Here is a 20,552-nt window from a genome sequence, read left to right as displayed (position 1 = left end):
TGCTGCACCGCACTTCCCGCCATCTGGCCCCACGTGGGTTCGCGTTGGCATGCCGCTCGCATGCGTGTCCCGAATTGACTCTCCCGCGCCCACCCTGCCCCAGGGCGCTCACGGCCAAGGACGTGTGACGTGCGGATTTGCCAACTCAACCTGATAAATGCCCGGGCAGTCGAGGATGAAGCGCTGGAACGTGCGGCGCGGCTCGGGTTCGACCATATCCTGCTGTCCGGCTGGACTGTGCCGCAGATACCGCCCGAGACGCTGCGCGCCGCGCTGGAACGTTGCCGGCGCCGCGGTCTGGCGCCGCTGCTGGATCTTGCGCTGGATCGCCTGCCGCACGAGGCAGCAGCCCAGCATGACGGCTGGGTGGATCATGCCCGCCCGGCGGGCAGTCCCGAAGCGACGGACAACCACCTGCCCGGCGTGCGCGCCCGCTGGTTCGACGCGGACACTGCCGAACAACTGGTGGCGTGGTGGAGCGCGCAACTGGCCGAAGCGGTGTCGGCTGGCGTGGCCGGCTTCTGCTGCCGCGCGCCGTCGCGGGTGGCCGGGCGCCATTGGCGCGAACTGATCGAGACGCTGCGCCGCAGCGACGCGGCGTCCGTCCCGACCTTCCTCGCCTGGACGCCCGGCACCACGCCGCAGCAACTCGACGATCTGGCCGAGGCACCGTTCGACGGCGCATTTTCGTCGCTGCCGTGGTGGGATTACCGCAGCGCCTGGCTGACGGAGGAGATCGCCCGCCTGCGCCGGTTTGGCCGTGTACTGGCCGCCCCCGCGCTGGCCCCGGACGGGGCCGACGTGCTGGCCGCGCGTCGCGCACTGTGGACGGCGGCCGCAATTGGCGACGGCTGGCTCGTGCCATCGGGATATGAAACCGGCGCGGCGCATGCGCATCGCATCGACACTTCGCCCGTCACGCAATCGGATGGCCATCCCGACAACATCGTCGATGCGCCGTACGACCTGACCCACGAACTCCTGCAAGCCAACAACTGGCTCAAGGCGCGTGACGCGGAGCCCGCTGTCGCGGTACGTCAGCTCAGTGGCCCCGACGCGCCGCTCACTGTCCTGGCCCGCCTGCCCCGTCATCTGGCGAATGGCACAGCGGGTGCACCCGCGCTGACGGTCGTGCTCAATCCGTGCCCCATCGCGCCCGCCTCGTTCGGCGCGGACCGCGTGCTGAGCGCGCTACCGCAGCCCGCCGCCACGCTTTACCCTACCGAAGGCGGCCCCGGCGGCACGCTGGAGGCCGATGCCACGCTCGATCCCAGCAGCACGATTACCTTGCCGCCTGCCGATATCCGGCTGTTCGAGGCACGGCCCGCGGTTCGACCCGCAACGTTGCCCGCGCAGTCCAAGCGCCGCAACGGTGCCAAGGGCACCGACCGCACGCTCGCCGCTGCGATGGACGCCCCGCGCGTCGCCATCGAAAACCTCGCTCCCACGGCAGACCATGGCCGCTTTGCCGTGCGCCGCACCGTGGGCGAGCGCGTGGAAGTCACCGCCGATATCTGGATGGACGGGCACGACAAGCTCGCGGCCGCAGTGTTATGGCGCGCGCCCGGCGAACAGGTGTGGCATGCCTCGCCCATGGCACCCGTCGTCAACGACCGTTGGCGCGGCAGCTTCCCCATCGTCGCGATGGGCCGTCACGAATTCACGGTCGAGGCATGGCGCGATACCTTCGCCAGTTGGCTCGACGAGGTCGGCAAGAAACGCAAGGCCGGCGTGAACATCGCCCTAGAAATCGAGGAGGGGGCGCGGCTCGTTGCCGAAACGCTGAACACACCGGAAGGCAGCACGATTGCAGAGTCCCGCGAGATCCTTGCCGATCTTGCTGGCGCATCGGGTGACGACGCGCTGCGTCTGGAAATCCTGCTCTCGCCGCGCACCGACAGCGCAATGCGCGCGGCCATGCTGACACCGGCCGGTCGTCCGTTCGCGAGCCGCTATCCGACCGCAATGCCCGTGGAAGCGGATCGCCTCGCAGGACGCTTTGCAAGCTGGTATGAACTGTTTCCGCGCTCCGAGAGTGGCGACGTCAATCGGCACGGCACGTTCGACGATGTGATCCGCCGTCTGCCAGCCATTCGTGCGATGGGCTTCGACGTACTGTACTTCCCGCCGATCCACCCCATCGGACAAGCGCATCGCAAGGGCAAGAACAACAGCCTCAAGGCCGAACCTGGCGATGTAGGCAGCCCATACGCCATTGGCAGTGCCGAAGGCGGACACGACGCGTTGCACCCCGAACTCGGCACGCTGGATGATTTCCAGCGGATGCGCCGCGCCGCTGCCGACCTCGGCATCGAACTGGCGCTCGATTTCGCCATCCAGTGCTCGCCCGATCATCCGTGGCTGCGCGAGCATCCCGAATGGTTCTCGCATCGTCCTGACGGTTCGCTGCGCTACGCGGAGAATCCGCCGAAGAAGTACGAGGACATCGTCAACGTCGATTTCTACGCCACGCCGCCCGCAGGCGAGCAACTGTGGGCCGCGCTGCGCGATGTGGTGATGTTCTGGGCCGATCAAGGCGTGCGCATCTTCCGCGTCGACAATCCGCACACCAAGCCGCTGCCGTTCTGGGAGTGGATGATCGCGGACATCCGTGCAAAGTATCCGGACACCCTGTTCCTGGCCGAGGCTTTCACGCGGCCCAAGATGATGGCGCGGCTGGCCAAGCTCGGCTTTGCGCAGTCGTACACGTACTTCACGTGGCGCAATACCAAGGCCGAACTGACCGAGTACATGACCGAGCTGACGCAGACACCGCTGCGCGAGTTCTATCGTCCGCACTTCTTCGTCAACACGCCCGATATCAACCCGTACTTCCTGCACGATGGCGGACGCCCCGCGTTCTTGATCCGTGCCGCCCTTGCTGCGCTGCTGTCAGGGCTCTGGGGCATGTACAACGGCTTCGAGGTTTGCGAGAGCGCGCCGCTGATTCTGAACGGCGTGGAGAAAGAGGAATATCTCGACTCCGAAAAATACGAACTGCGCGTGCGCGACTGGAACGCGCCCGGCAACATCGTGGCCGAAATCTCGCGCCTCAACCAGATCCGCGCCAACCATCCTGCGCTGCAGAGCCACCTGGGCGTGCGCTTCTACTACGCCAGCGACGACGCCGTGCTGTACTTCGCGCGCTTCATGCCCAACGATACCGGCGGTCCGGGCGTGTTTGGCGATGACGTGCTGCTGGCCGCCATCAGCCTGGACCCACGCGCGCCGCGTGAAAGCGATATCGAGATTCCGCTCTGGGAATGGGGCCTGCCCGACCACGCGACGGTCGATGTCGAAGACCAGATGTTCGGCAAGCGCTTTACGTGGCAGGGCAAGCGCCAGCGTATTCGCCTGGACCCGCACACGCTGCCGTTCGCCCTCTGGCACGTCACGCCGCAAGCCTCGCAGGAAACGCCGCAACAGAACCCGGGAGACCCGGCATGAAGCGACTATCGGAACGCACCAACGCCGCACTGCTCAACGCCGACCCGCTCTGGTACAAGGACGCGGTCATCTATCAACTGCACATCAAGTCGTTCTACGACGCGAACGGCGATGGCGTAGGCGATTTCGCGGGCCTGCTCGCCAAGCTCGATTACCTGGTCAACCTCGGTGTCGATACGGTGTGGCTGCTGCCCTTCTATCCCTCGCCGCGCCGCGACGATGGCTATGACATTGCGGACTACCGCAACGTCCACCCCGACTACGGCACGCTCGCGGAAGTGAAGCGCTTTGTCTCGGCGGCGCATGCGCGCGGCCTGCGCGTGATTACCGAGCTCGTCATCAACCACACGTCGGACCAGCATCCGTGGTTCCAGCGCGCCCGCAAGGCCAAGCCCGGTTCGGCGGCGCGCAACTACTACGTGTGGTCCGACAACGACCAGAAGTACGCCGGCACGCGCATCATCTTCTGCGATACCGAAAAATCCAACTGGAGCTGGGATGCCGAGGCCGGCGCGTATTTCTGGCACCGCTTCTACTCGCACCAGCCCGACCTGAACTTCGACAATCCGCAGGTGCTCAACGAAGTGCTGTCGGTGATGCGGTTCTGGCTCGACATCGGCATCGATGGCCTGCGGCTCGATGCCGTGCCCTACCTCGTCGAGCGCGAAGGCACCAGCAACGAGAATCTGCCCGAGACGCACGAGGTCATCCGCAAGATCCGCAAACACCTCGACGAACACTATGAAGGGCGCATGTTGCTGGCCGAGGCCAATATGTGGCCCGAGGACGCGCAGCAGTATTTCGGCGGCAGCAGTGGCGGCGGCACCGCCGACACCACGGGCGCGGCCAGCCCCGATGGCGGCATCGAGGGCGACGAGTGCCAGATGTCGTTCCACTTTCCGCTGATGCCGCGCATGTACATGGCCATTGCGCGCGAAGATCGCTTTCCGATCACGGACATCATGCGGCAGACGCCGGAAGTGCCGCCCAACTGCCAGTGGGCCATCTTCCTGCGCAACCACGACGAACTCACGCTGGAGATGGTCACCAGCAGCGAGCGCGACTATCTCTGGCAGGTCTATGCCTCCGACCGCCGCGCGCGCATCAACCTCGGCATCCGCCGCCGCCTGGCACCGCTGATGGAGCGTGACCGCCGACGCATCGAGCTGATGAACAGCCTGCTGTTCTCGATGCCCGGCACGCCCGTGATCTATTACGGCGACGAGATCGGCATGGGCGACAACATCCATCTGGGTGATCGCGATGGCGTACGCACGCCGATGCAGTGGTCCCCCGACCGCAACGGCGGCTTCTCGCACGCCGACCCCGAACGGCTGGTGCTGCCGCCGCTACAGGGTCCGCTCTACGGCTACGAAGCCGTCAATGTGGAGGCCCAGAACCGCGATCCGCATTCGCTGCTGAACTGGATGCGCCGCATGCTGGCGCTGCGCCGCCAGCATCGCGCATTCGGGCGCGGCACGCTGCGCTTCCTTTTCCCCGGCAATCGCAAGGTGCTGTCGTACCTGCGCGAATACGACGGCGAACACATCCTGTGCGTGGCCAACCTGTCGCGCGCCCCGCAGGCCGTGGAACTCGATCTTTCGCAATTCGCGGGCCGCGTGCCCGTGGAAATGCTTGGCGCCACCCCGTTCCCGGCCATCGGCCAGCTCACATATCTGCTGACGCTGCCGCCCTACGGCTTCTACTGGTTCGTGCTCAGCGAGGATGCGCAGCCGCCTTCCTGGCACGTGGATGCACCGGAACAGATGATGGATCAAGTCACGCTTGTCGTGCAGAACAACGCTGGCCGCTCGGAACTGACCGAGTCCGCGCGCCGGGCGTTGACCACCGAGGTACTGCCGCCCTATCTGGCGCGGCGCCGCTGGTTCGCCTCGAAGGGGGAACGGATCGAGCGCGTGAACGTGGCCTATGCATGGCCCATTGCGCGTGTGGGCACTACCGAGGAAGTGTGGCACTGCGAGGTCGAGGTGATGTTGCCCGGCCGCACCGAGTGCTATCAGTTGCCCGTCGCGCTGTTGTGGGATCGTGAATCCACCGAAGGCATGTCGCAACTCGTACATGGCCTGTCGATGGCGCGCGTGCGACGCGGGGCGCGCGTGGGTGTGGCCACCGATGGCTTTGTCGTCGAACCGTATGCGCGTGCGGTGATCAAGGCCATGCGTGACAGCGTACAGGCCGAGACCACGCACGGCATCATCCGCTTCCTTCCCGAACCGGGCCTGGCCGACGCGCCGCTCGAATCCGAACCAGTGCAGTGGATGTCCGCCGAACAGTCGAACAGTTCGCTGGCCTATGGCAACACCGGTGTGCTGAAACTTGTGCGACGCGTGGCAGGCGGCATCCATCCCGAAGCCGAGATGACGCGTTACCTGACCACGCATGGCTACACGCATTCCGCGGCGTTGCTCGGTGAGGTCGTACGCACGGGCACGGACGGCACGCCGCACACGTTGATGCTGTTGCAGCGCTATATCCTGAATCAGGGCGATGGCTGGGACTGGACGCTCGACTACCTGGGCCGCGCCATCGACGACGCACTGCCCGCCACCGAAAGCGACGAAGATTTCGACGAGGCGTTGAAGGGCTACGCCACGATGGTCGGCACACTGGGCCAGCGGCTTGCGCAACTGCACGCCGTGCTGGCGCGTGCCACCGACGAACCTGCTTTCGCACCGGAAACCGCCGGCGACGATCAGGCCGATGCGTGGGCCGAAGAAGCGCTGAACTCGCTGAATGAAGCACTGGATCTGCTCGACGCGCGCCGCAGCGAAGCCAAGGGCGCATTCGCGCAGGACATCGACACCCTGCTGGCTGCGCGCAACCGGTTGCCGCATCTTGTGGCGCGACTCGCCACTGCCGCGTCGGGCAGCCTGCAAACCCGCATCCATGGCGACTTCCACCTCGGCCAGGTGCTGATCGCGCAGAACGATACCTATCTGGTGGACTTCGAAGGCGAGCCGCGTCAGCCGCTGGCATTCCGGCGCCGCAAGACCTCGCCGCTGCGCGATGTGGCGGGGCTGCTGCGTTCGCTCGACTATGCCGCGGCCATGGTGGGCACCGACCGTCAGGAACGCACGCATTCGCAACTGCCGCCCGCGCAGGCGGATCGCCGCGCGGCGTTGCTGGATCGATTCCGCGAGACGGCCAATGCCGCGTTTCTGCATGGCTACGAGGACACCATGAACAACGCCGGCCAGCCGTGGGCCACCGCCGCGCAGTTCGCGCCGTTGCTGAACCTGTTCCTGCTGGAACGCGCCGCGTATGAAGTGGGTTACGAAGCGGCCAACCGCGTGGCATGGATCGACCTGCCTGCCAGCGGACTGGCGCGGCTGGTGCGCAAGCTGGGAGACGACGATGGCCAGAAATGATGCTGCCACGCTCGACCTGCCTGCCCCCACGCTGCCCACGCCGGTCATCGATGCCCTGCGCGAAGGCCGTCTGGCCGACCCATTCGGCGTGCTCGGCCCGCATCGCGACGAACACGGCATCGTGGTGCGCGCCATCGTGCCCGGCGCCGAAGCATTGCAGTTGACGGATGCGCGCGGCGAAGCCGTGGGGGATATGTTGCGGCTGCATGCGGATGGCGTCTTCGCCGGCCGTCTGCCCGGCTTTGCGCAGGGGCATCCCGTGGCGCAGGACTACCGGCTGCGCATACGCTGGCCCGATGGCGGCGAGCAGATCAGTACCGATCCCTACGCCTATCACGTGCTGCTTGGCGAGCTTGATCTGCATCTCTTCAACGAAGGACGCCACCTTGAACTCGGCAGTTGCCTCGGCGCGCAGTGCGTCACGCTCGACAACGAGGCCGGTGTGCGCTTTGCCGTGTGGGCACCCAATGCGCAACGCGTGTCCGTGATTGGCGACTTCAACGGCTGGAATCCCGCGCGCCACCCCATGCGGCTGCGGCACGGCTCAGGTATCTGGGAGTTGTTCGTTCCCAGCGCGATGGGTGCGCAGGGTGGCAGCCGCTACAAGTACGACCTGACCGGACCGAACGGGCAACCCGTCCCCGACAAGGCCGATCCGTTGGCGCAGGCCACCGAGATTCCTCCGGCCACGGCATCGGTTGTGGCGTGTGCGGGTCATGATGCGCCGCCGTTCCAGTGGAACGACGAGGCGTGGATGACACAACGCGCGCAGACCGATCCGTATGCCACGCCGATGTCCGTTTACGAACTGCACGTCCTGTCGTGGCAACGCGTGGTCAACGATACCGAGCGCGGCTGGGACATCCTGGCCGATCGGCTCGTGCCCTATATCCGCGACCTTGGCTTCACGCATATCGAACTGTTGCCAATCACCGAGCATCCGTTCGGCGGATCGTGGGGCTACCAGCCGCTGTCGCTGTTCGCGCCCACCTCGCGGCTCGGCTCGCCTGCGCGCTTCGCCGCGTTTATCGATCGCTGCCATCAGGCCGGCATCGGCGTGATTCTCGACTGGGTGCCCGCGCACTTTCCGACCGATCCGCACGGACTGGCCGAATTCGACGGCACCGCGCTCTACGAGCATCAGGACCCGCGCGAAGGCTTTCATCAGGACTGGAACACGCTGATCTACAACCTCGGCCGCAACGAGGTGCGTGGTTTCCTGCTGGCCGGTGCGGTGCACTGGCTGGAACACTTCCACGCCGATGGTTTGCGCGTGGATGCGGTGGCCTCGATGCTCTATCGCGACTACAGCCGGGAAGCCGGGCAATGGGTGCCGAACCGCTTCGGTGGCCGCGAGAATCTCGAAGCCGTGGCCTTCCTGCGCGAACTCAATAGCCTGGTGCGTGAGCGCTGCCCCGGTGCGCTGACCATTGCGGAAGAATCCACCGCATGGCCCGGCGTCACGGCCAGCGTGGAGTCGGGCGGACTCGGCTTCCATTTCAAGTGGAACATGGGCTGGATGCACGACACGCTGCGCTACCTGTCGCACGAACCCATCCATCGGCCCTGGCATCACGGCGACATGACGTTCGGCATGGTCTACGCATGGTCCGAAGCGTTCGTGCTGCCCATATCGCATGACGAGGTGGTGCATGGCAAAGGGTCGATGATCGGCAAGACCCCCGGCGACGACTGGCAGAAGTTTGCCAACCTGCGCGCCTACTACGGCTTCATGTGGACGCATCCCGGCAAGAAGCTGCTGTTCATGGGCGGCGAGTTCGCGCAGTGGCGCGAGTGGAATCACGACACCGAACTGGACTGGCCGCTGCTCGACCAGCCCGCGCATCGTGGCGTGCATTCGCTGGTGCGCGATCTCAACCGGCTGTATCGCGACCTGCCCGCGCTCCATGCGATGGATCATCGGTCCGAAGGCTTCCAGTGGATCGTGGGTGACGATCACCAGAACAGTGTCTTTGCCTATCTGCGCCGCGCCGCGCCGCACAGCAACGATGTGGTGCTCGTGGTGGTCAACATGACGCCGGTGCCGCGCGAGGGCTATCGACTCGGCGTGCCGTGTGCGGGTGTGTGGGAAGAGAGCCTGAACACCGACGCCGCCATCTACGGCGGCAGCAACGTGGGCAATGGTGGCCGTGTCTCCACCGATGCCTCGCCGTCGCACGGCCAGGCCCACTCGCTCGCATTGACGCTGCCGCCACTGGCAACGCTGATCCTGCGCCCCGCGCCCGACTCACCGGGGTAAGCCTCGCACCGCCTTACGACTCCACGAAACCACGGCAGTACGACAACAAGACTGACAGAACAACCACAACAAAGATAACAAGGAGGATCGCGCATGGCGAGCAATACGGTGGATCGGCTGCTGCCCGGCAAGCCTTATCCGCTCGGCGCCCACTGGGATGGGCTGGGCGTCAACTTTGCGGTGTTCTCGGCCAACGCCAGCCGTATCGACCTGTGCCTGTTTTCCGGCAACGGGCGCAAGGAAATCCAGCGGTTGCCGCTGCCCGAATGCACCGGCGAAATCTGGCACGGCTATCTGCCGCACGCGCAGCCGGGCCTGCAATATGGCTTTCGCGCGTTTGGTCCCTATGAGCCCACACGTGGCCATCGGTTCAATCCACACAAGCTGCTGCTCGACCCTTATGCCCGCGCCCTGAGCGGCCCGGTGCGCTGGTCTGACGCGCTGTTCGGCTACCGCCTCAACAGCCCGCGCGCGGACCTCACACCCGACCGCCGCGATAGTGCGCCGACCATGCCCAAGGGCATCGTCGTCGACCAGAGTTTCAACTGGGGCGACGACCGCCCGCCGCAACACCCGTGGCCGCAAACCTCGATCTATGAAGTGCACGTGCGTGGCGCATCGATGTTGCGCGAGGACCTGCTGCCGCAGTATCGCGGCACCTTTGCCGCGCTGGCCGATCCGCGCTTCATCGACCACCTGCATCGCATCGGCGTCACGTCCATCGAGCTATTGCCGATCCACGCGTTCCTGCAGGACCGCTTCCTGATCGAGCGGGGCCTGCGCAACTACTGGGGCTACAACACGCTCTCGTTCTTCGCGCCGGAACCGCTCTACCTGTCCGGCCGCCAGCACCACGAGGTCAAGATCGCCATCCGCCGGCTGCATGCGGCAGGCATCGAGGTATTGCTCGACGTGGTCTACAACCATACCTGCGAAGGCAATGAGCTGGGGCCGACGATGTCATGGCGCGGCCTGGACAACGCCAGCTACTACCGGCTGGTGCCCGGCGACGAGCGCCACTACATCAACGACACCGGCTGCGGCAACACGCTGAATCTCTCGCATCCGCGCGTGCTGCAGATGGTCATGGATTCCCTGCGCTACTGGGTGGAGAACTTCCACGTGGACGGCTTCCGCTTCGACCTTGGCAGCACGCTGGGGCGCGAGCCGCATGGCTTCGATCCCAACTCGGGGTTCTTCGACGCCATCCTGCAAGACCCGGTCCTGTCGCGCACCAAGCTGATTTCCGAACCTTGGGATCTTGGACCCGGCGGTTATCAGGTGGGCAACCATCCGCCCGGCTTTGCCGAATGGAACGACAAGTTCCGCGACAACGTACGCCGCTTCTGGCGCAGCGACGCGGGCCAGCGCGGCGAACTGGCCGCGCGCATCACGGGTTCGGCAGATCTGTTCGATCATCGCCATCGCAAGCCATGGGCAAGCCTGAACTTCATCACCGCGCATGACGGCTTCACGCTGGCCGACGTGGTCAGCTATGCGCACAAGCACAACGAGGAGAACCGCGAGGACAACCGGGACGGCAACGACGACAACGCCAGCGCCAACTGGAGCGCAGACGGCAGCGTGGAAGGCCCGACGGACGACGAAGGCATCCTGGAGACACGCAGCCGCGTAGCACGCGCGATGATGGCCACGCTGCTGCTCTCGCAGGGCACGCCGATGATCACCGCCGGCGACGAATGGGGACGCACCCAGCGCGGCAACAACAATGCGTATTGCCAGGACAACGAACTGTCGTGGCTGAACTGGGACGATGCCGCCAGTCCGGCCAATGCGCCCATGATGCGCGTGGTCAGCCGCCTGCTGGCGCTGCGCCGGCAACTGCCCGTGCTTACCGAGAACCGCTTCGTGCATGGCCGCTCGCAACCGGCACCGGGCCTGCCCGACATCGCCTGGTTCGGTCCCGATGGCAACGAACTCAGCAGCGATCAGTGGGCAAATGCCGAAGACCGCACGCTCGCACTGCGTCGCGCCACGCATAGCCGCGAGGAAGAAGTCGAGGTCATCCTGCTGTGCCTCAATGCGAGCCATGAGGACGTGTTCTTCCGCATGCCCACGCCGGGCGAGGATTGGCGCCTGCTATTCGACAGTGCCGCGCCCGATCTCGAAGACGAACCCGTGGCGCTCGATGCGGAAGGCCGCCCTGCCTACAAGGTGGCGGCACATGGCCTGGCGTTGTTGTCGGCCGCCGTGCCGCGCGAAGAGGACCCTTCATCGTGAGCCGCCATTCATGAGTACCAACGGACCACTTCGCGATCTGGCCGAACGTGCCGGGCTGCAATTGCAGTGGCGCGACGCCTGGAACCGTCCACAGACGCTGTCCGACGACGCGCTGCACACGGTGCTGACCGCGCTCGAATTGCCATGCAGCACACCGGGTGAATGCGAGGCATCGCGCGCCTGGCTGGCTGCCGACGATGCCGCGCATCCGCTGCCGCCGTTGATCACCGCAGATCTGGGACAGCCCGTCAGCGTGCCGTGGATTCACACCATGCCCCAGCGTCCGTATCGCCTGACGCTGGAAGATGGCAGCATTGTCGAAGGCATCGCGCATCGCAAGGCCAATGGCGAGATGGAAATCGCGCCAGTTTCGCAATGGGGCTACCACCATCTGCGGCTGGGCGATGTGGAGACCACGCTCGCCATTGCACCGCCGCGCTGCTTTGGCGTAGCCGATGCACTGGCCGATTCGCCGCGCCGCGTGATCGCCACCAGGCCATGGGGCCTTTCCGTGCAACTCTATGGCCTGCGTCATGGCGCGTCGCGCGGCCTTGGCGACCTCACCACGCTCGCGCAGTGCGCCGAAGCTGCCGCACAGGCCGGCGCCGATGCCGTGGCGATCAATCCGCTGCATGCGGGCTTCTCCGCGCTGCCTGGACGCTACAGCCCTTACGCGCCATCGAGCCGCATCCTTTTCAACCCGCTCTACGCCGACCCCGCACACGTGTTCGGTGACGATGCCGTGGCGCAGGCTATTGCGGCACTCGCCCTCGGCTCGCCATTCGCGGACGCCGAAGCGCGCACCGAGATCGACTGGACGGCCGTCTCCGCACTGCGCCTGGCGGTGCTGCGCTGGCTATGGGATCGGCACGACGCGCTGCTCACGCCATCGCAGCAGCAAGCGTTCTCCGCATTCCGCGCACGCGGCGGCAAGGCGCTGTTGGCGCATGCATGCTTCGAGGCCATCCAGGCGGATCGCATGCGCGAGACGCCTGACACGGCAGCCGACTGGCGCCAGTGGCCCGAAACATTACGGAGTCCCGATGCGGCCGCCGTCACCGCATTCGCCGCCACGCATGCCGATGCCATCGGCTTCCACACCTTTCTGCAATGGCTGACGTCCGAAGGGCTCGAATCCGCGCAGCAATGCGCGCGGCGGTCGGGCATGGCGATCGGTGTGATTGCGGATCTGGCAGTGGGCACCGATCCCGGTGGCAGCCACGCATGGACCCGGCAATCGGAGATCCTGAACGGCTTTCACGCGGGCGCGCCGCCCGACCTCTACAACCCGCTGGGGCAGGACTGGGGCGTGGCAGTGTTTTCGCCGCGTGGACTGCGGCGCCATGGTTATGCCGCATTGATCGAAATGCTGCGCGCCAACCTCGCCCATGCAGGCGGGTTGCGCATCGACCACGTGCTCGGACTGGCGCGCATGTGGCTGGTGCCTGCGGGCGCGCCAGCCAGCCAGGGTGCCTATCTCACCTATCCGCTCGACGACATGCTGCGGCTCGTCGCCATCGAATCGTGGCGGCATCGCGCCATCATCATCGGAGAAAACCTGGGGACCGTGCCGGAGACCCTGAACGCCGCACTGTCGGCGCGCGGCGTGCTGGGCATCGACGTGCTGTGGTTCGAACGCAAGGCCAGCGAAGAGGACGAAGCGGAGGGTGAAACTCCCGCTGCAACGGAGGCACCCACGGCGGCCGAACCGGTGATCGCGCCATTCCTGCCACCCGATCAATGGCCGACGCAGGCCATCGCCACGACAACCACGCACGACTTGCCCACGATCGTGGGTTGGTGGTCGGGCAACGACATCCGGTGGCGAGCGCGGTTGCATCAATTGGGCGAGCACGACACCGAGGCCGACCTGCTCGATGCGCGTGCACAGGAGCGCGGCGCGTTGTGGCGAGCGATGTGCGAAGCCAATGCGGTGCGTGGCGCGCAACCCGGCCCTGACGCCGCCCCGGTGGAAGCCATCCTTGCCTGGCTGGGCCGTGCCGCCACGCCGTTGCGGCTGGTGCCCGTGGAAGACCTGCTTGCGCTGCGCGAACAACCCAACCTGCCCGGCACCATCGACGCGCATCCCAACTGGCAACGCCGCCTGGACCCCACCGTGCGTGACACGTTCTCGCGCAACGATGTGCGCGGCCGCATTGCCGCGCTACGGGGCGAGGCGATATGACGACGATGTCAATGCGCCCCGGCGTCGTTCCCTTCGGCACCCGAGGATTGCAGCGCGCGGCACAGGGCGTCGACGGTCAGCGGCTTGACCAGATGCGCGTCGAATCCCGCAGCTTCCGTGCGGCGGCGATCCTCGACCGTCCCGCGTCCGGTCAGCGCAAAGACACGCATGCCCGTGTGGGCGGCGCGCAGCAGCGGCAACACTTCGAAGCCGCTCATGTCGGGCATTTCCAGGTCGAGCAGCACCACATCGGGTGCGAATTCACGCACCAGCTCCACCGCCCGCATGCCCGTGTAGACGGGGCGCGCTTCATGGCCCAGCACGGTCAGCAGCTCTGCCATGCTGTCGGCGGAATCCATGCTGTCGTCGACGATCAGGATGCGCTTGCCCGCGCATTCGCCCATGGTGGCGCGCGGGACATTGGCACCGTCCATCTCTACCTGGGGCAGGATCACCGTGAACGTACTGCCATGACCCTCGCCCGCACTGGTGGCCTGTATCACGCCGCCGTGCGCTTCGACAATTGCGCGCGCCAGCGCCAGTCCGATGCCGAGTCCGGTGCGCGCGGTGTCATCGCCCTCCTGCGCAAACAGGCTGAAGATGCGGTCCAGCGCAGCCGGCGCAATGCCGCGTCCGTTGTCAGCGATCGACGTGATCACGTTGGCGTCCGCGACCCGGACCGTCACCGCAAGGGCACCGCCCCGCGCCGTGTATTTGGAGGCATTGCTGAGCAGGTTCGACATGACCTGTTCCAGGCGCTCTGCGTCGCCGTTGACGAACACCGGTCCGGACGGCAGCGCCACGGCAAGTTGCTGGGCCGCATTCTCGATGGCTGGACGCATGGCCTCCACGGCAGCGGACACCACCTCGTTGTAGAGAATGGGCACAGGCTGCACCTTGAGCTTGCCACTGGTGACACGACCCACATCCATGAGATCGGACACCAGCCGCGTGAGCAGGTGGAGTTGCCGGCCGATGATTTCCGAGCAATGCCGGATGCGCGGATCGCTGACGGGAATCAGCCGGATCACGTCCACCGCATTGCGGATGGGCGCCAGCGGATTGCGCAACTCATGGGCCAGGATCGCCAGGAACGCCTGCACACGATGCCCCGCATGTTCGAGTTCGGCCAGCCGCGCGGTATCCGACATATCGCGCGCCGTCCACAGGATGCCGCTGACGCTGCCGTGGCTATCGCGCTGCAACACCTGGCGGACTTCGCAACGCAGCATGGCGCCGTCGTGGTGCTGCAAGCGTTCTTCGCCCACCCACTCGCCCTTGCCACGCACCGCCTCCAGCGAAGCCGCCTCGCCCGGCTGCCCATCCGGTCGCCGTGGATAGAGCACACCCACCGCACTGCCAGCGACTTCTGCGGCGGTATAGCCAAAGAGCGACTGCGCACCCGCACTCCAGCTCCGGATTTCGCCTTCGACACTGAGTTCGCACACCGCGCACGCCACGAATTTATCCAGCACGTCGAGCAATTGCCCAGACCGGGCCTCGGCGTTGGCGGCCTGTTCTCCGGCTGCGTATTCCACCGTGATGTCGCGGCAGACCACGACATAGCCATCGGGTTGCGCAGTCAACGTGGTTTCCGCCACGAAGATGCTGCCATCGCGTCGGGCCTGCCAGCCTTTGAACCGGGCGCGGCCATCGGCCCGTGCGTTGGCGAACGCCTGGAACATGGCCTCCGTGGTGTCCGTCGTGTCCTTCCCTGGAGGTTGGAATCGCGAGAGGTGCCAACCCAGCACTTCGTCCGCGTCATACAGGAAGACCTTGCGCGCGGCCTCGCTCCAGTTGCGCACTGCGCCGCTGGCAGTGGTCTCGAAGACTGCAGTGTCGTCCAGCGCGTCGATCCAGGTCTGCCACGGCGTGGTTTCCATCGTACTGTCTGCGCTATGCAGCGCGGGCGGCACGTGACGCGATGCGGCAACCGGCGTCAGGCGAGCCGTCTCCCGTTTAGACATGGGGGGTCCCTCTCTTATGGCGTGGGCGCTGCTTTTCTCGGAAGCGGGGCGAACGGTCGTGTGCGGGCGTCATGGCCGGCGCATCACCCTCTCATCATAGGCGGTAGCGCAACACCGATGTGCTCGCAGCGCGCACGGCTTGCAAGTTTTACAGCCACCGGTACGGTCAACCAGTCAGCCGCTCGCACGTTCTGCACGGGTACGCGCCACCGCGGAAGGCGGCGGCGGATGCTTGTCCGGCAAGTTGCGCGCCGGCTGGTCACCCTTTTCCTTGTTGTGGTCGGGGCTCTGGTCTGGCCGGCGGTCGGGCCGGCGCACCGGATCGTGCGGAATATGGGTCGCCATGGCGCGCCTCGCAATAGTTCGGGAAACGATTGGCGTGATCGTTCACGCCGACGGAAAGCGCTTTCGGGAAGGTCTTCCTCAGAGCATTTTCCATACCAGCCCGGTGCGGCTGGGTCCTCCACACCTTTCACTGGCTTGAATCTGTTAACCGTAGTACCAATCCACCTGACACCTGCCGAGGAGTTCCGCAAATGACCGATGCATCCCGGCTGCGGCCGGACCCTGCAGATGCAATCCGCGAAATGCAGTCCCCTGTCACCCATTCGGGTGCGCCGCACGGCGAACATGGTGACGACACGCGCACCGCGATGTCGAGTGCCACGATCCGGCGCGCGTTCCTCGATCACGTGTTCTACACGCAGGGCAAGCTGCCCGGGCACGCCAGCGGCAACGATCTCTACCAGGCACTGGCGCACACTGTGCGCGACCGTCTGGTGCAACGCTGGATCAGCACGGCCGAGGCATACCAGATGCAGCCATCGCGCACGGTGGCTTACCTGTCCGCCGAATTCCTGATGGGTCCGCATCTGGGCAACAACCTCGTCAACCTCGGCATCGTCGAGGAGGTGCGCGCGGCCATGGCCACGCTTGACCTCGACCTCGACGACATCCTCTCGCACGAGGACGAACCCGGTCTTGGCAACGGCGGCCTGGGCCGTCTGGCTGCCTGTTTCATGGACTCCCTGGCCACGCTGGAAATTCCCGCGCTCGGCTACGGCATCCGTTACGAATATGGCATCTTCCACCAGAGCCTGATCGACGGCCAACAGGTGGAAACCACCGACACGTGGCTGCGCCATGGCAATCCGTGGGAAATCCAGCGGTCCGAATGGGCTGTGCAGGTGCGGCTGGGCGGGCATACCGAGCGGTACACCGATGACCGGGGCCGCTACCGCGTGCGCTGGGTGCCGGAGAAGACCGTGGTGGGCGTGCCGTTCGATTCCCCGATCCTCGGCTACCGCGTCAATACGGTCAACACGCTGCGGCTCTGGCGTGCGGAAGCCACCGAGGCGTTCGACTTCCACACCTTCAACCGGGGCGATTACCTGGGCGCGGTGAACAAGAAAGTCACGTCCGAGAACCTTACCAAGGTGCTGTACCCCAACGACGAAACGGTGCAGGGCAAGGAACTGCGGCTGGAGCAGCAATACTTCTTCGTGGCGTGCTCGCTGCAGGACATGCTGCGGCTGCTGGCCACGCACGGCATTCCGGTCACGCGCTTTCACGAGAAGTTCGCCGTGCAGTTGAACGATACCCACCCCGCCGTGGGTATTGCGGAACTGATGCGGCTGCTGGTGGACGACCACGACCTTGCCTGGGACGATGCCTGGCACATCACGCGGCACGCGTTTGCCTATACCAATCACACGCTGCTGCCCGAGGCGCTGGAGCAATGGCCGCTCGACCTGTTCCAGCGCATCCTGCCGCGCCATCTCGAAATCATCTACGAGATCAACGCGCGATTCCTCGACGAGGTGCGCATCCGCTTCTATGGCGACGAGACGCGGCTGGCACGGCTTTCCCTGATCAACGAGCAGGGCGGGCGCTACGTGCGCATGGCGGGCCTCGCCTGCGTGGGCAGCCACGCGGTCAACGGCGTGGCCGAACTGCATTCGCGGCTCATGCGCGAGGACGTGCTGCAGGATTTCCACGCGATGTGGCCCGACAAGTTCACCAGCATCACCAATGGCGTCACGCCCCGCCGCTGGCTCGCACTCTCGAATCCACGACTGACGCGCCTGATCAACGAGGCCATCGGTGACGGCTGGATCAAGGACCTCGACCGCTTGCAGGCCCTTGAACCGTTTGCCGACGACGCCAGCTTCCGCGAGCAGTGGCAGGCCGTGCGCCACGCCAACAAGCAGGACCTGGCGCACGTCATCCGCGAAACCACGGGCGTGATCGTCGATCCTTCGTCGATGTTCGACGTGATGGTCAAGCGCATTCATGAGTACAAGCGCCAGCATCTGGCCGTGCTGCACATCATCGCGCTCTATCACCAGATCAAGTCAGACCCGCACGCCGAGGTGGTGCCGCGCACGTTCCTGTTCGCCGGCAAGGCCGCGCCGGGCTACCACTACGCCAAGCTGATGATCCGCTTTGTGACGTCGGTGGCCGAGGTGGTCAATCGCGACCCGCAGGTACGCGACCGGCTCAAGGTAGTGTTCCTGCCCAATTTCAACGTCACGTACGGGCAGAAGATCTACCCCGCCGCCGATGTCTCCGAGCAGATTTCGCTGGCAGGCAAGGAAGCGTCGGGTACCGGCAACATGAAGTTCGCCATGAATGGCGCCATCACCATCGGCACGATGGACGGCGCCAACATCGAATTGCGCGATGCCATCGGCGCCGACAACTTCTTCCCCTTCGGACTCAACGCTACCGAGGTCTATGCGCTGCGCGCAGCCGGCTACCACCCGTCCAGCTACTATGAAAGCAGCCCGGAACTGCGCGCGGTGGTAGACCTCGTGCAGCACGGCTTCTTCTCGAAGGGCGACGCAGCCGTGTTCCGTCCCCTGTTCGACGGCCTGCTGCAGCATGACCCCTACATGCTGATGGCGGACTTCGCGTCGTACCTGCAATGCCAGCGCGAGGTCTCCACGGCCTATCTCGACACCGAGCGCTGGCAGCGCATGTCCGTGCTGTCGTCTGCACGCTCGGGCCGCTTTTCCTCGGATCGCGCCATTCGCGAATATTGCGAGCGCGTCTGGCACGTGGATCCAGTGCCGGTCTGCCTGCTGCGGCGGTCCAGCGGCCATGTCCAGGGACCGCGCCGAATCGCGGACAGCATGGAAGGCGTCGATAGCTTCAGCGAGCGCTGCAAATAGGAAAGCCCGCGCCGGCAGACGCTGCCCGCTGCGGCACTTTCTACAACCGCGCGGGCAGCTTATACATCGAGGTTGCACGGATGTTGCGGCGCGGCGGGCGTCTCCGCCCGCCGCCGCCCGATTTGAAGCGGCCATCGCGCAGTGCAGCAAGCTGGCACAAAGTTCGCATTGTTGTTCGCTCGCGTCGTCTCCGGACGGCCGGGCATCAAGCCAAAGCAGTGGCCAGGCATAACAACAATCGAGCGGAGTCTCACCTTGAACGCGAACATCTTGTTTGTGGCGGCGGAAGCCCATCCCCTGGCCAAGACCGGCGGGCTGGCGGATGTAGTAGGTGGATTGGCGATCGCGCTACAGCAGCGTGGCGCCAGCGTCACCATCCTGATGCCTGGTTATCCGCGCGCAATGGCCGAGGCGCGCGATCTTCGCAGTCTCGGCGCGATCCGGCTGCCGATGGCACTGCCGCCGGGCCATAGTCCCGCACGGCTCATGCACGGTCTGCTGCCCGATTCGGGCGTGTACGTGGTCTTCCTCGATTGCCCGTCGCTTTACGACCGGCCCGGGTCGCTCTATGTTGACGCCACCGGCCGCGATTTCTGCGACAACGCCCAGCGCTTTGCGGCACTGGCGCACGCCGCCACGGCCATCGCCGCTGGCGAGACACCCTTGCCCGTACCGGCCCTCGTCCACGCACACGACTGGCATGCGGGGCTGACACCACTGCTGATGCACGCGCGCGGCATCGACATCCCCTCGGCCTGCACGATCCATAACCTGGCCTTTCAGGGCGTGTTTCCGATGGAGATGGCCCCCACGCTGGGCATTCCTGCCAGCTACCTCACGCCGGACGGCATCGAGTTCTGGGGCAAGCTCAATTTCCTGAAGGCCGGCATCCGCTACGCCAACCGCGTGACCACCGTAAGCCACACCTATGCACGCGAGGTGCTCACGCCGCACTTTGGACACGGCCTCGATGGTTTGCTCAATCACCGCGCCGATGTCCTGGGCGCGATCCCGAATGGTGTGGATACCTCGGCATGGTCGCCCAGGACAGATCGCTTGCTGCCACAGCGCTACGATGCACGTTCGCTCGCCGGCAAGCGCGCATGCAAGGCTGCACTGCAGGCCCGTCATGGTTTGTCGCAAGACCCAGACCGCCCCATCGTCGCGATGGGTAGCCGGCTGACGCATCAGAAGATGGCCGATGTGGCGCTTCATGCCATCGAGGCCGCGCTGCATACGCACGCAGACGTGCAATTCGCGGTACTCGGCTGCGGAGACCCCAGGCTGGAAGCCGCATTCGTGGCGCTTGCACAGAAGTATCCGCAACGCGTGGGCGTCTCCATTGGTTATCGCGAGGAAGATGCGCACCTGTTGCACGCGGGGGCCGATATGCTGCTGCATGGCAGCCGCTTCGAGCCGTTCGGGCTCACACCGGTCTACGCGATGCGCTATGGCACCGTGCCCATCGTCTCGCGCGTGGGTGGCCTGGCCGACACCGTGCGCGACGTGGGCGACGAAGCCGCGCCCGCCGCTCGCGCCAATGGCATCGTCTTCGATGGCGAAAGTGTCGAAGCCATGCGCTCGGCCATCGCGCGTGCACTAGGATGGTATGGCCGCACGCGGCACTGGCGCAGCCTGCAGCGCACCGGCATGCAAACCGATTTCGGCTGGGAGAATCCCGCGCGCCAGTATCTGGCAATGTATGGCGCGCTCAATCCCGCACTCGCCACGCTGCCTGTGGTGGACCCTGTGTCGGAACCCGTCGCACCGGTGGTGGACACCGTGCGCAAGGGCCGTCCCGTGGCGATGCCCGAGGCGCCCGTGCTGTCTCCCGCCCAGTCCGGTACGGCGCCCTCGCCGGCCTGACCGGGTCGCCCTGACTCTTGCTTT

General features: G+C 65.7%; 9 protein-coding genes. 7 read left to right on the top strand and 2 right to left on the bottom strand.

The features are described 5' to 3' along the window. Positions 1-129 precede the first annotated feature (129 nt). From ABDB81_RS11440 to malQ, 5 genes are all read left to right on the top strand, one after another. Positions 130-3,447, top strand: coding sequence for an alpha-1,4-glucan--maltose-1-phosphate maltosyltransferase (locus ABDB81_RS11440; protein WP_346811193.1), 3,318 nt, complete (start codon positions 130-132; stop codon positions 3,445-3,447). Continuing rightward, positions 3,444-6,836: a maltose alpha-D-glucosyltransferase gene (treS, locus tag ABDB81_RS11435; RefSeq protein WP_160473469.1), complete on the top strand. Its 3,393-nt coding sequence runs from the start codon at positions 3,444-3,446 to the stop codon at positions 6,834-6,836. The genes ABDB81_RS11440 and treS overlap by 4 nt, the downstream gene beginning before the upstream one ends. Next, positions 6,823-9,096, top strand: coding sequence for a 1,4-alpha-glucan branching protein GlgB (gene glgB / locus ABDB81_RS11430; protein WP_346811192.1), 2,274 nt, complete (start codon positions 6,823-6,825; stop codon positions 9,094-9,096). The genes treS and glgB overlap by 14 nt, the downstream gene beginning before the upstream one ends. A gap of 93 nt (positions 9,097-9,189) precedes the next feature. Beyond that, the gene (gene glgX, locus ABDB81_RS11425) at positions 9,190-11,337 is read left to right on the top strand and encodes a glycogen debranching protein GlgX (RefSeq protein WP_137924773.1); all 2,148 of its coding nucleotides are present in this window, start codon (positions 9,190-9,192) and stop codon (positions 11,335-11,337) included. Between the two features lie 10 nt (positions 11,338-11,347). Continuing rightward, positions 11,348-13,522: a 4-alpha-glucanotransferase gene (malQ, locus tag ABDB81_RS11420; RefSeq protein ID WP_346811190.1), complete on the top strand. Its 2,175-nt coding sequence runs from the start codon at positions 11,348-11,350 to the stop codon at positions 13,520-13,522. Between the two features lie 8 nt (positions 13,523-13,530). Here malQ and ABDB81_RS11415 read toward each other — a convergent pair whose 3' ends face one another. Together ABDB81_RS11415 and ABDB81_RS11410 are read right to left on the bottom strand one after the other, a co-directional pair. After that, positions 13,531-15,489, bottom strand: coding sequence for an ATP-binding protein (locus ABDB81_RS11415; protein ID WP_346811189.1), 1,959 nt, complete (start codon positions 15,487-15,489; stop codon positions 13,531-13,533). A 174-nt stretch (positions 15,490-15,663) separates the two neighbouring features. Further along, positions 15,664-15,834 (bottom strand): hypothetical protein, encoded by a 171-nt coding sequence (locus ABDB81_RS11410; protein WP_160473465.1) that lies wholly within the window; start codon positions 15,832-15,834, stop codon positions 15,664-15,666. A gap of 308 nt (positions 15,835-16,142) precedes the next feature. Between ABDB81_RS11410 and ABDB81_RS11405 the strand changes: the two genes are divergently transcribed. Both ABDB81_RS11405 and glgA read left to right on the top strand, forming a co-directional pair. After that, entirely contained in the window at positions 16,143-18,662 is a 2,520-nt protein-coding gene (locus tag ABDB81_RS11405) for a glycogen/starch/alpha-glucan phosphorylase (RefSeq protein WP_346811271.1), read from the top strand. A 255-nt stretch (positions 18,663-18,917) separates the two neighbouring features. Beyond that, entirely contained in the window at positions 18,918-20,528 is a 1,611-nt protein-coding gene (glgA, locus tag ABDB81_RS11400; RefSeq protein WP_346811187.1) for a glycogen synthase GlgA, read from the top strand. The last annotated feature ends 24 nt before the right edge of the window (positions 20,529-20,552 follow it).

It is taken from the genome of Cupriavidus sp. DL-D2, assembly GCF_039710735.1.
In the GTDB taxonomy this organism is placed as follows: domain Bacteria; phylum Pseudomonadota; class Gammaproteobacteria; order Burkholderiales; family Burkholderiaceae; genus Cupriavidus.
The sequence above is the reverse complement of the archived record's forward strand: the minus strand, read 5'-3'. Positions and strand labels throughout refer to the sequence as shown.

What these genes read in the sequence shown, in the direction of transcription:
- ABDB81_RS11415 (WP_346811189.1), bottom strand. Translation starts at nt 15,489, where the DNA reads ATGTCTAAACGGGAGACGGCTCGCCTGACGCCGGTTGCCGCATCGCGT.
- ABDB81_RS11410 (WP_160473465.1), bottom strand. Translation starts at nt 15,834, where the DNA reads ATGGCGACCCATATTCCGCACGATCCGGTGCGCCGGCCCGACCGCCGG.
- treS (WP_160473469.1), top strand. Translation starts at nt 3,444, where the DNA reads ATGAAGCGACTATCGGAACGCACCAACGCCGCACTGCTCAACGCCGAC.
- glgX (WP_137924773.1), top strand. Translation starts at nt 9,190, where the DNA reads ATGGCGAGCAATACGGTGGATCGGCTGCTGCCCGGCAAGCCTTATCCG.
- ABDB81_RS11405 (WP_346811271.1), top strand. Translation starts at nt 16,143, where the DNA reads ATGTCGAGTGCCACGATCCGGCGCGCGTTCCTCGATCACGTGTTCTAC.
- glgB (WP_346811192.1), top strand. Translation starts at nt 6,823, where the DNA reads ATGGCCAGAAATGATGCTGCCACGCTCGACCTGCCTGCCCCCACGCTG.
- malQ (WP_346811190.1), top strand. Translation starts at nt 11,348, where the DNA reads ATGAGTACCAACGGACCACTTCGCGATCTGGCCGAACGTGCCGGGCTG.